Source organism: Lactobacillus sp. ESL0261, assembly GCF_003693025.1.
GTDB classification, from domain to species: domain Bacteria; phylum Bacillota; class Bacilli; order Lactobacillales; family Lactobacillaceae; genus Lactobacillus; species Lactobacillus kullabergensis.
This window is the reverse complement of sequence record NZ_REHN01000009.1, coordinates 1-12,160: the sequence shown is the minus strand read 5'-3', so window position 1 is coordinate 12,160 and position 12,160 is coordinate 1. Positions and strand designations below refer to the sequence as shown.

12 protein-coding genes and 1 pseudogene are annotated in these 12,160 nt (G+C 33.2%); 10 read left to right on the top strand and 3 right to left on the bottom strand.

The features are described from left to right. The first annotated feature begins 2 nt into the window (after positions 1–2). Genes F5ESL0261_RS06175 through F5ESL0261_RS06155 form a run of 5 tightly spaced genes read left to right on the top strand, consistent with a single transcriptional unit; the run spans position 3 to position 4,964 of the window. Entirely contained in the window at positions 3–752 is a 750-nt protein-coding gene (locus F5ESL0261_RS06175; protein WP_045928960.1) for a Stp1/IreP family PP2C-type Ser/Thr phosphatase, read from the top strand. Continuing rightward, positions 749–2,734, top strand: a complete 1,986-nt coding sequence (gene pknB, locus F5ESL0261_RS06170) for a Stk1 family PASTA domain-containing Ser/Thr kinase (RefSeq protein ID WP_122052586.1) — start codon at positions 749–751, stop codon at positions 2,732–2,734. Before F5ESL0261_RS06175 ends, pknB begins: the two co-directional genes overlap by 4 nt. Beyond that, positions 2,730–3,620: a ribosome small subunit-dependent GTPase A gene (rsgA, locus tag F5ESL0261_RS06165; RefSeq protein ID WP_370448905.1), complete on the top strand. Its 891-nt coding sequence runs from the start codon at positions 2,730–2,732 to the stop codon at positions 3,618–3,620. Before pknB ends, rsgA begins: the two co-directional genes overlap by 5 nt. 10 nt (positions 3,621–3,630) lie before the next feature. After that, on the top strand, positions 3,631–4,278 hold the full coding sequence (gene rpe / locus F5ESL0261_RS06160; protein WP_122052584.1) for a ribulose-phosphate 3-epimerase: 648 nt from the start codon (positions 3,631–3,633) through the stop codon (positions 4,276–4,278). After that, entirely contained in the window at positions 4,275–4,964 is a 690-nt protein-coding gene (locus tag F5ESL0261_RS06155) for a thiamine diphosphokinase (RefSeq protein WP_109586432.1), read from the top strand. The genes rpe and F5ESL0261_RS06155 overlap by 4 nt, the downstream gene beginning before the upstream one ends. 47 nt (positions 4,965–5,011) lie before the next feature. Here F5ESL0261_RS06155 and F5ESL0261_RS06150 read toward each other — a convergent pair whose 3' ends face one another. Continuing rightward, on the bottom strand, positions 5,012–5,677 hold the full coding sequence (locus F5ESL0261_RS06150; RefSeq protein WP_158595200.1) for an IS3 family transposase: 666 nt from the start codon (positions 5,675–5,677) through the stop codon (positions 5,012–5,014). A gap of 121 nt (positions 5,678–5,798) precedes the next feature. Here F5ESL0261_RS06150 and F5ESL0261_RS10100 point away from each other — a divergent pair, with 121 nt between their 5' ends. From F5ESL0261_RS10100 to F5ESL0261_RS06130, 5 genes are all read left to right on the top strand, one after another. Continuing rightward, positions 5,799–6,005, top strand: coding sequence for a hypothetical protein (locus F5ESL0261_RS10100; RefSeq protein WP_038524448.1), 207 nt, complete (start codon positions 5,799–5,801; stop codon positions 6,003–6,005). Between the two features lie 638 nt (positions 6,006–6,643). Next, complete coding sequence (locus F5ESL0261_RS06145; protein ID WP_052059689.1) at positions 6,644–7,027, top strand: acyl carrier protein; 384 nt, start codon at positions 6,644–6,646, stop codon at positions 7,025–7,027. Next, the gene (locus tag F5ESL0261_RS06140) at positions 7,009–8,106 is read left to right on the top strand and encodes an aminotransferase class I/II-fold pyridoxal phosphate-dependent enzyme (protein WP_052059688.1); all 1,098 of its coding nucleotides are present in this window, start codon (positions 7,009–7,011) and stop codon (positions 8,104–8,106) included. The genes F5ESL0261_RS06145 and F5ESL0261_RS06140 overlap by 19 nt, the downstream gene beginning before the upstream one ends. After that, positions 8,106–8,699, top strand: a complete 594-nt coding sequence (locus F5ESL0261_RS06135) for an NAD(P)H-dependent oxidoreductase (RefSeq protein ID WP_038524445.1) — start codon at positions 8,106–8,108, stop codon at positions 8,697–8,699. The genes F5ESL0261_RS06140 and F5ESL0261_RS06135 overlap by 1 nt, the downstream gene beginning before the upstream one ends. Beyond that, positions 8,700–9,902, top strand: coding sequence for a beta-ketoacyl synthase (locus F5ESL0261_RS06130; protein WP_122052582.1), 1,203 nt, complete (start codon positions 8,700–8,702; stop codon positions 9,900–9,902). Between the two features lie 353 nt (positions 9,903–10,255). Here the strand turns inward: F5ESL0261_RS06130 and F5ESL0261_RS06125 are convergent. Next, positions 10,256–10,506 (bottom strand): annotated as a pseudogene (locus F5ESL0261_RS06125) (transposase); the annotation flags it as partial. Between the two features lie 60 nt (positions 10,507–10,566). Then, the gene (locus F5ESL0261_RS06120; RefSeq protein ID WP_222710143.1) at positions 10,567–11,961 is read right to left on the bottom strand and encodes an IS3 family transposase; all 1,395 of its coding nucleotides are present in this window, start codon (positions 11,959–11,961) and stop codon (positions 10,567–10,569) included. Positions 11,962–12,160: the final 199 nt, after the last annotated feature.

Sequence of the window (12,160 nt, the reverse complement as noted above, 5' to 3'; positions counted from 1 at the left end):
TTTTGATTAGAACAGCATTTGCATCTAGTATTGGACGAATACGCAAAAGTAATCAGGATTCTGTCCAGGTTTTCAAAAACAAAAAGAACGCTTTGTTGGCCATTGTTTGCGATGGCATGGGTGGACACCAAGGCGGCGATGTAGCTTCAACTATGGCTGTAAGTCATTTGGGTCATAATTTTGGGGTTACTGATTTTTATGATTCTGACAGTGCACGTAAGTGGCTAAACGTCCAGCTCAGTAATGAAAATGAAACTATACTAAGAACTGCAGATCGCTTTCCAGATCTAAACGGTATGGGTACTACTATTGTACTGGCTGCTATTTTTAACAACGAAGCTTTAATTGCACATCTGGGGGATTCAAGAGCATATGGTTATTCTGATGGCAAATTCATCCAGTTAGTTGAAGATCATTCCCTTGTTAATGAGTTAGTAAAATTAGGACAAATTACGAAGCAACAGGCTAGAAATCATCCTCAAAAAAATATTATTACTCAATCACTGGGGGTTTCAAGTACAATTGATCCAGAGTTTAAACAGGTCACTTTAAATGATAACGATATTATTTTGCTTTGTACTGATGGGTTAACAAACTCATTAAGTGACCCACAGATTCAGCAAATTCTTGCGACAAAAGATTTATCATTAAAGAGTCGGTGCCAAAAATTGATTGATGAAGCTAACCGTTTAGGTGGTGAGGACAACATTACTGCTTGCTTAATTCTAAACGAAGGCGGTGACGGTAAATGATAAATAAGGGCTATTTGTTAGGCGATCGTTACCGTATAATCGATACTTTGGGTGAAGGTGGCATGGCAAATGTTTATCTTGCTGAAGACATAATTTTACAACGAAAAGTTGCGGTTAAAATTTTGCGTCTTGATTTGCAAAAAGAACCGCAAACTTTGGCTCGTTTTCAAAGAGAAGCTCTGGCAACAAGCGAATTGAGCCATCCTAATATAGTAATGGTTCTTGATGTTGGCACTGATCATGGACTGCCATACATGGTAATGGAATATGTCGATGGACCGGATTTAAAAGATTATATTAGAGCAAATTCTCCTTTGCAATTAGGAGATATTATCCGCATTATGGATCAAATACTGAGTGCAATGTCCTTGGCTCATAAACATAATGTTATTCACAGAGATCTAAAACCGCAAAATATTTTAATGGATAAGCATGGAAATATAAAAATTGCCGATTTTGGCATTGCTGTGGCTCTTAATCAGAATTCAGTTACCCAAACTAACTCAGCGATTGGTTCTGTCCATTACATGTCTCCTGAGCAAACGAGGGGAGGACTCGTCACCAAGCAGTCTGATATTTACTCTTTAGGCATAATTCTATATGAATTAATTACTGGTCATGTTCCATTTAACGGAGACTCAGCTGTTTCAATTGCTTTAAAGCACGCACAAGAGCCAATTCCCTCAATACGAAAACAAGACCCAAACATTCCCCAATCTTTGGAAAATGTTGTTTTAAGAGCTACCGCTAAAGATCCACGTGACAGATATGATTCAGCCAAAGAAATGAAAGATGATCTCGACAGTAGTTTAGAGCCAGGTAGAGCTAATGAACCGGTTTTTAAGCCAACTCATGGCAATAATGATGACGAAACCATTATTTTACCTAATTTTAAATCTGATCCAAATAGCAATAGATTAACTGAAGAAAGCAGAATACAAAATGATGAAACAGGCGATAAGTCCAAAGTAAATCATTCCAGTTTTACACAGGCTTTGCGTAAACATAAATGGTGGTGGCTTTTTGTTGGAATTGCTGCTGTTTTAATCGTTGGATTAATGTTTTTTGTTTTAAACAGCAACAATCATAAAGATGTACGTATTCCAGACGTCACCAATATGAGTGAAAAAAAAGCAAGAAACAAACTGGAGAACGTAGGCTTGAAAGTAGGTAAAATAAGACACAGAAGTTCTGACAGTATAGATCGTGGTAAAGTAATTGAAACTTCACCTACTGCAGGAGTAGAAATAAAACGAGGCAGATACATTGATCTTTATATATCAGATGGAGCAGGTATGGTAAGAGTACCTGATGTCACTGGAGACGAATATGAAATAGCAGTACACAAGCTAGAAAAATTGGGCTTTGAAATAATTCGCGAAAACCAATTTTCTTCTAACGTTCCACCTGATCATGTTATTTCTCAAAGTGTTGCAGCTGATGTGGAGGTAAAGCCAGACCAAACAACCATTACTTTAACTGTGTCAGAAGGAAAGAATCATCGTCCAAAAGATCATATGACTAAATTACCGGATCTAACTAATTATTCATTGAAGGAAGCACAAGAATTTGCACATAAGCATGGTTTAACTCTGCAAGTCAGTTCTGCGTATTCAAATAAAGTTAAAAAGGGTATGATTATTTCAATGAGTCCGGCAGTTGGTACCAGAGTACCAAGGGGAAGTACAATTTCAGTTAATGTTTCTGAAGGTGCAAAAAAAGAGCGTGATCTAACAGCTATAAAAAATTTCACAGTTAGTTATGAAGATAATGATGAAGATGATTCAGATGACAAGCGGGGGAATCATGTTCAAATTTATGTTTCAGATGATAAACATTCAATTGATAATATTTATCGGGATCTATACATTAAAAAAGATATGAATTTTTCAATCCCATTTGAGCTTAAGGATGGCCCTGGTCAGTTGAAAGTAGTGCGCGACGGGCAGACAATTTTGAATGAGAAGGTCAAAAATGATTAAAGAAGATCAGGGAATTGTTACGGGTCTGATTGCTGGCTTTTATGATGTTCAGACGAGCACTGATACAATAAGAACCCGTGCCAGAGGGGTTTTTCGTAAAAATAATCTAAAGCCTGCTGTTGGTGATCACGTTAAGATTCAAATTGATGATCAGGGCACAAGTTATTTGGTTGCCGTGTTGCCTCGCCAAAACCTGATTGGTCGTCCTGCTGTAGCCAATGTGACTCAAATTTTACTCGTAATGTCTGCTGTACAACCAGATTTTTCATTGCAATTGTTAGATCGCTTTCTGATTTATTTTTCTTGGAAAAACATTGCTGTAAGTATTTTTTTATCGAAAAGAGATTTAGTTAGTATATCCGACCTAGATAAAATTCAAAAAAATTTAAATTATTATCAAGAAGTAGGCTATAAGGTCTATTTTAGTAAAAAAGAAGTTGCCAGTAATTTGCCTAATGACATTGGTTCCCAGCAGATATGGACTTTAGCAGGTCAATCTGGTGCGGGCAAATCAACTTTAATTAACTCACTAAAAAGTGGCCTGCACCAAGAAACTGGGATTATTTCAAATTCCTTAAATCGTGGCAAGCACACAACAAGAACGGTAAATCTTTTCTCTTTAGGTAAGGGTTACCTTGCGGATACACCAGGGTTTTCAGCAATTGATTTAACTCCAATTAAAATAAATGAATTATGCAATTATTTTATTGAGTTTAGAAGAGCAAGTAAATTCTGTAAATTCCGTGGTTGCCAACATCTAAATGAACCCAAGTGCAGAGTAAAAGAACTAGTTGAAACAGGCGAAATAAAAAAAAGCCGCTATGATGATTACTTGTTATTGCGCAAAGAAATAGAAAATGGCAAATTACCAGAATATTTAAAGTAAGGAGAATACAGTGATAGCACCATCAATATTAAATATTAATAACTTAAATTTAGAAAAAGACATTCAAACAACTGTGAATGCAGGCATTAACCGATTTCACATTGATATCATGGATGGGCATTTCGTACCTAATTTATCTTTTGGGCCACAACTTGTTTCAGATTTCAAAAAAGCTTTTCCATCTATTGTGGCCGAGATTCACTTGATGAGTAACAATCCTGATGATTTGGTACCAGCTTTTACTAAGGCCGGTGCTCAAATAATGTTGCTTCATTATGAAGCAATGACTGAAGAGAAACTAAATTACTGGTTAGATTATTTAAATGAAAATCAAGTTAAAGCTGGTGTGGTTCTTAACCCTGATACTTCCGTATCTGTACTTTCCAAATTTATTTCTAAAATAGATCAAATTTTATTAATGACAGTTTTTCCTGGCTTTGGTGGACAAAAATTTATTCCAGATTCTCTTTCTAGAATTAAAGAAGCATCAAATTTAGTAAATGGAAAAGTTCCTATTGAAGTTGATGGAGGAATCAACGGACAAACTGCTAAAAAAGCTAAAGATGCAGGAGCAGAAATTTTTGTAGCTGGATCATACCTTTTTTGTCAAAATAGTGTTGAACAACAAATTGCTGAACTGAAAGGTATATTAGAATGAAAGCATGGGCGTTGCTAGGCGCTCCTAAACAGTTATGGCCTAATGATCTTAAAAAGCAGCTTTTAGCAGCCAAAAAAAACGGCGATTTAATAATCGGAGTTGATCGTGGGACTTATCTTTTAGAAGAAATGGGTATAAAGGCCGATTTAGCTGAAGGAGATTTTGATTCATTGCAAAAAAATGAATTAGCTGCAATTGAAAAAAATGTTAATGATATCAGGTATTCTCTTCCAGAAAAAGACTTGACGGATGCTGAAATGGTTATTAGATGTGCTTTTATAGATTATCATGCTTCTCATTTAAGCCTTTTTGGAGCAACTGGAGGGCGATTAGATCATTTTCTATCTAATTTATTTATGGTTCTTAAACCTGGATTTAACCAGTTTGCTGAAAGCATCGAACTTATTGACCAACAAAATTCAATCAGATTCTACAATAACGGACAACATTTGATAGAAAAATTACCAACTTATAAATATTTTGGAGTAATACCATTAACAGCTGTTCAAAATTTAAAAATTACGGGAGCTAAATATAATTTAACAGATTTTAGCGGGAATAATCCTGTCTCGTTTAGTTCGAATGAATTTTTACCTAATAAAGATCAATTTGAATTATCATTTAAAAAAGGAACTGTTGCAGTTATTCAATCTAGGGACATTGATCGCTTTCAAAATATCAAATAATAAAAACAGCAGATTCTGAAGCTAACCCCTAAAACTGGACGTTAGTTTTATATCATTTTACTTAAGGCTTGATTCCGATATTGAATCGGAGTTAAGCCTTTTAGTTTGTGCCGAATTCTATCTTCATTGTAATAACTTATCCATTCTTTCATCGCCTTAACCAATTGTTTCTTAGTATCAAAGTGATGTGTAAAATAATTCATTTCAACTTTCATAATGTGAAAGAAACTTTCCATAGCTGCATTGTCATGACATGTAGCTCTTCGTGACATGCTTTGAAATACTTTATGTTTTCGTAAAGCATGTCGATATGGATTAGATTGATATTGGATTCCTTGATCACTATGGATTGTCATTCGATAATTTAATAGCTTTGGTCTTGCAGTAAACACTCCCTCTAATCCTTCTAGAACATATCTTGTTAATGGACGATCGGTGATCGTATAACTAATAATTTCACCGCTGAATAAGTCCTTAAATGGCGATAAATATACACGATCACGGATAGTCATGTTCCCATATCTAAATTCACTAATATCAGTTACGACCTTTTGATATGGTCTATCAGTCTTAAACTTTTGATGGAACCGATTCTTAGCTTTCTTATTTTGTGGACCCTTTGAAGAATCATATTTACCGGCTCTCAGATTATATTTATTAGCTCCTAAATTGTTCTCACGCATTAAGCGTTGGACACGTTTATGATTAATCATTAGGTGATAAGTCATCATCATAATTTTCGATACTTTGAATAGCAGAAAACAGCTTATTTCTTAAATTAATAGCATAGGACAATAAAAACAATTCAATTTTAAAATAAGGATAGTTACTAAGATGACGAAAGAAGGGAAAGAAGACAAGCAAAAAGGCTTATTGCATTATTTGATGATTTATTTATGTAGCAGCTACGCCAATATTGTGCACCTCAAAGCTCGACGGCTGCCTAACCAACCAGATCAAGTACTGTGCCACAAGCAAAGCAATTTTATCTTTCTAGTGATGATGCACCTTGGATTAGAGAAAGGGTTAAATATTACCTAATTGTAAGCTTGTTTTAAATTGCTTTCACTTATTGAAATATTGTCGTAAGGCTGCTGTTAATACTAAAATAGCCGCCACTTATTGTTTATATCACTTGGGGCTTTAAACAGTCAACGCGACAAAGTAGAATTATATTTTAAAACGCGTTATAGTGATCGAGCTTTAACATTACCCAAATCGAGATGTTAAAGAAGGTCAAAACTTATATCTTAGGCAACTGGCAAGCTATTTTAAATACGCAGACTACTACTTATCAGCGGTGAAGGTCATATAAGTGGTAATATAACTAAGTATTTGCTTGAAAAGTAAATAAAAATTATTAAAGAGTAGCAAATTAAGCGTGAAGATCAGCACTTTAAGGTAAAAAATGTAGTATTATGAGCATTTTCAAGCAAACTTTGACGAAGCAGTTAAGACACATTACTGGCATCAAAGAATTATTAATGGCGGTAAAATATTAGAACTATCTGAGCAAATAATTTAAAAAGTGAAACCTGCAACTAGCAGCAGGTAAGGGCTAAAAGTTTATTACACACAAAAAGTTGACGCTAACAATTAACATTAACTGTTATTAATATAAATAATAAAAATGTTATAATCATTGTGTTAAATAAAATTTATTTAGAAGGGATTTAACTATGGAAAAAGAATTCAGTAAGTTGCTCAATATAATTTCTGAGATATCTGGAGAAAATAAAGAAACAATAAAAAAGAGTGATAAGTTAATTGTTGATATGGATTTTGACTCATTAATGATGATTGATTTAATTCAGACAATTGAGTTTGAATATGGATTATCTGAAAAATCCATTGATTATAAAGAACTTAGTGAGGAAATTACCGTAGGCGAGGTTTGGAGTATAATTCAGAAAGAATTAGGTATTAATGTATCAAAATATGAAAAAAACGTATCAAGTATAAATTCATTTCCTGAAATAATTAAATTTGACGAAATACAAAAGAAGTATGGAGATAAGGTGCCATATTTTATTAGGATGAAGGAGTGCCTACTAATTATATAAATGAAGGAGGCAAAACATATATAAATTATTCTACATATAACTACTTGGGATTAAATGGTGATAGTAATGTAAAAGAAGCTGCTAAAGTTGCTATAGACAAGTATGGAACATCTGTGTCTGGTAGTAGGCTATTAGGAGGAGAGCTAAAAATTCATGAAGATTTAGAACATGCGATTGCACAATTTTTAGGTACGGAAGATTCCATTGTACAAGTAGGTGGACATAGTACAAATGTAAACATGATTGGTAATATTGTTAATGAAAAAGATTTGATTGTTCATGATGAACTTGCTCATAATAGTATAGTTGAAGGAGCGAAGCTTTCGCATGCAATGAGACGCTCATTTAAGCACAATGATATGGTATCTTTAGAAAAAGTATTAAAGAGATTAAGAGATAATTATAGGCGTACCTTGTTAATTGTTGAGGGTGCTTATTCCATGGATGGTGACATTTGTAATCTGCCTAAATTACTTGAATTAAAAGAGAAATATGGTTGTATTTTAATGATAGATGAAGCTCATTCATTTGGAACAGTTGGAAAAAGAGGAGCTGGCATCTGTGATTATTTTGATATTGATCCGAAAAATATTGATATTTTAATGGGAACTTTAAGTAAAACTTGTGCTAGCTGTGGAAGCTATATAGCTGGTAGCAAAACTCTTATAAATTATTTAAAGTATAATTCACCTGGCTTTGTTTTTAGCGCAGGTATTACGCCAGCTAATACTGCAAGTGCTTTAGCTGCTATTAATATATTTAAAAGCGATCAAAGTAGATTGAAATCGCTTAAGCGAAATTCAAAAATTTTATTAAATGAAATTAAAAATTTAGGTTATGATACAGGAAATAGTAAGGACACACCTATAATACCAATAATTTTAGGAGAATCTGAAAAAGCTATGAAGCTTTCAAAATTTCTTCGATTTAATGGTATAAATGCTTTACCAATAATCTATCCAGCAGTAAAAGAAAGTGAGGCAAGAATTAGATTTTTTGTCTCTAGTATGCATACTGATAAAAATATAAAAGATACTTTACATATTCTCCGAGAATTTAAGGCAAAAGAGGCTATGTAATGAAAACTACCATAATATACGCACATCCTTATATAAGAAGCTTTAACCATGCAATACTTAATAAGGTTACAGAAGCATTGATAAATAATAAAGAAGATTATGAAGTTATAGATTTGTATAATGATAAATTTGATCCAACATATTCCACTGAAGAACTATCTTTATTTAGTGTTGGAAAGACAATTGATCCTTTAGTTAGTAAGTATCAGAAGATCATCAAAAGTACAGATAAAGTTATATTTATTTTCCCAGTATGGTGGAATGATACTCCAGCCATTATAAAGGGGTTTATTGATAAAATAATGAAAAAGGACTTTGCTTACAATGTAGGCAGTACGGGAGTAATAGGAAACCTTAAAAATATAAAAAAGACTTTGATTCTTACGACTTCGACTTCTCCGACATTTTATTTGAAAATGTTTTGTGGCAATGCTATTAAAGGAGTTTTTATTAACAGTACACTTAAACAGCTTAATTTCCAAAAGCGAGTATGGAAAAATTTTGGAAGTATTGATCATAGTAGTATAAGTAGAAGAAATAAATATTTAGAAAAGATAGCTAATTATGTGATTGAATGGGTTGGTGAAAACTAATTGAATCGAGTAGTTGTAACTGGTTTAGGAACAATTAATCCCTTAGGTAATAATGTTATTTCAACTTGGGAAGCAGCTCAAAAAGGTAATAATAATTTTGAATACTATGAAAAATTAAATGTTACTATTAGTCGAGTAAGAGCAGAACTGTCTGATTTTTTGTCAAAAAGAGAACAAAGATATCAGGATCGTGTTTCACAATTAGCAATGGTTTCGACTATGGAAGCTGTTAATGATAGTGCACTTTTACAAAAAGATTTAGATAGAGCAATTATAGGAGTTGGAACTTCAATTGGTGGGGTTAACACCACAGTTGAAGAAACCAAGAAAGCCACTCAAAAGTCTATTAAAGCAATAGGTATTAGGACTATAATTAAAATGTTACCTAATATGATAGCGTCAAATCTATCAATTAAATTGGGAATTCATGGAAGTATTACAACATATAGTGCAGCATGTGCTTCCGGTAGTGTGAGTATAGGGGAAACATTTAGAAAACTACAAAATGGTGATGCCGATGTTGGTATTGTTATAGGAGCAGAATCTTGCTTAAATGATGAAGCAATAGAAGCATTTAAAAAATTAGGCGTGTTATCAGATAATCAAGATTTAGATAAAGCTTCTGTGCCGTTTATGAACAATAGGTCAGGCTTTGTTATGTCTGAAGGTGCTTCTACTATTATTTTGGAAAATATGGGTCATGCTTTAAAAAGGAATGCTAGAATTTATGGAGAAATATTAGGCTATGGCAATTATTCAGATGGGCTATCTTTAGTTGCACCAAGTAGTGAGGGTATGATATTAGCGATGAAACAAGCAATTTTAGATGCTAAAATTGATGCACAACAGGTAGCATATATAAATGCTCATGGAACTTCTACGATAGCTAATGATAGAGAAGAAGCTAATGCAATTTCATCTATTTTTTCTAGTAATAAAACTAAAGTTTCTTCTACAAAGGCAATTTTTGGTCATATGCTTGGAGGTTCTGGTACATTAGAAGCTTTACTATGTATGAAAATGTTAGAAAAAGGCATATGCATACAGCAATTTGGAATTAATAATACAAATTTAGATAATACATCAGAAAATTTTTCTAATATGCTATTAAGAAGTAATAGTAGTTTAAAAAATTATGTAATGTCTAATTCTTTTGCTTTCGGTGGTACTAATGCTGTTTTAATTTTTGGTAAGGTGAACTAAAATTTTAAAATATTAGATTTACATAGATGTAAAATTAAAAGCTAAAGGTGGGTTTTCTTATCTTTCGTGATATATTAGCATTTTATAAGAAAATATACGTAACTAAGCCTTTTCTAAAATTAAGAGTTAGTTGTCAAACATCTTAAAGTAGATAGTAGGTAAAAGTATGATGATATTTTTATTTACTTTTTCTTTTATAATTAAAGTTGAGATCGACAACAGAATTGAATTTTTGACGCTTTGTCAAATTTGTTGATAAAGATAAATAGTAAATTAGATTCGAGTCTGGGAAAAAACTAGCTTATTAGACAAAAAAATATAGACCAAGAATTTCTCTTTAGAAATACTTGATCTATTTTTTTCTTGCCTCGCAAGTGTGTTCTTCGCATACCAAATACACTCTTCATATGCCCAAAGACTGGCTCGACATCTATTTTTTACACCCATAGATACGTTTACCTTCGTCACTTTGAAGAGTTTGTTTGGCTTTTTCTTTTAAATATTGCCAGTTGGGGTTATATTGCACCTGTCTTTGGATCCCGCTCTTAGTTTTAGCTAGCTTAATCAGTTCTGTTAACTGAAACTCATCTGCTTCATAGATTTTTTAAAATCAGATATTAAAAAAATTAATCTGAACTCTAAAATTAGGACAGATTATTAAACTTTAACTTAGGACTAGTTCCCGATATTTTATCGGGGCTAGTCCTTTTAATTTTATTTTGATTCTTTCATTATTGTAATAATCGATATATTCTCTGATCGCCTGTTCTAATTCAGTTAGATTCTTAAAATTTTTTTCAAACCCATAAAACATTTCTCTCTTTAAAATGCCAAAGAAGCCTTCCATTAACCCATCATCTAAGGAATTCCCCTTACGTGACATTGATTGCTCAACACCATGATTCTTAAGCCATGCCTGAAATGATGCGTGCTGATACTGCCAGCCTTGATCGGTATGAAAGACTAAGCCATTTAATGCTGGATGTTTCTGCCAAGCTAACTTTAACATGTCCATTGTTTGCTTTAAATTAGGACTGCGGGAAATCGTGTAAGAAATAATTTCCTGCGTGCAGCCATCAATAATTGGCGACAAGTATGTTTTTTGACCGTTAAGCTTAAATTCAGTCACATCAGAATACCATTTACGATCAGGTAAAATAGAGAAGAAGTTACGTCTAATTAAATCAGGCTTAATTGGACCTTGACTGCCGCGATAGCTGTTGTACTTCCGCCAGCCCTTGATTCTAATACCATATAATTTCATTTTAGTCATTAATCTTTGGATCTTTTTATGATTAACTTTAATACCTAAATTTTGAATTGTTTGAGCAACACGGCGATAGCCATAATGATGTTTGTTATCTTCATATATTTTGCGTATTAAGGTCATTAACGGTTGATTTTTTGCATCTTTATCTTTCTTATTAATGGTGTAGTAATAATTACTGCGTGACATGTGCGGCAGATCAGGATTGGCGTTAATAGTTTCAAGAATAAAAGTTACACTGACTTTAAGTTCACGTCTTAGCTGGGTAACTGCCGCAGCTATTTCTTCGGCTTTTGGTTCTTGTTCCTTTGGTTGACTAAGACGTGCAATTTTTTTACAAATTCGTTCTCGATAGTAAGTTTTAAGTTCGCTTGGCGTAAGGCTTGGTTTTCTTGCTTTAAGCGGTGATTTTCCTGCTTGATCAGCTTGTTTTTGGCTTTCATGACGAGGGCGTCCTTTCGGTTTAATAATGACATTATACCCGTTTTCTTTGTAAGAGCGCACCCAATTAAACAGTATACCTGGACTCTTAAGTCCTAAGTCCAGCGCAACACTGTACAAAGACTCATGATTAACTATGACACGTCTAATAGCCTGTTCTTTAAATTCTGCAGAATAAGTAATGTAGGATTTATTGAGGATACTAAAACCATGGCGATCGATTAAAGCAACTAAGTAGTTAAGTACACTAATATTTACATCATATCTGCGACTTAATTCTCCAGAACCAACCTGATAGTTTTTCCATAGATTATAGATATCAATTTTGTCTTGCTTAGATAATTTAGACATAATAAAAACCTCAAAATTAATTTGTCTTAATTTGAAGTGCTCCATAATAGTTAGACATTAATCTGACTATTAGGAGCACTTTTTTCATGACTAAATATTCAACTACTTTGAAAATGGAAATTTGCAGTAAATACTTATCCCACCAAACCTCTTTAGCTAAACTAGAACGCGAATACGGCATTGATCATACCGAGATTAG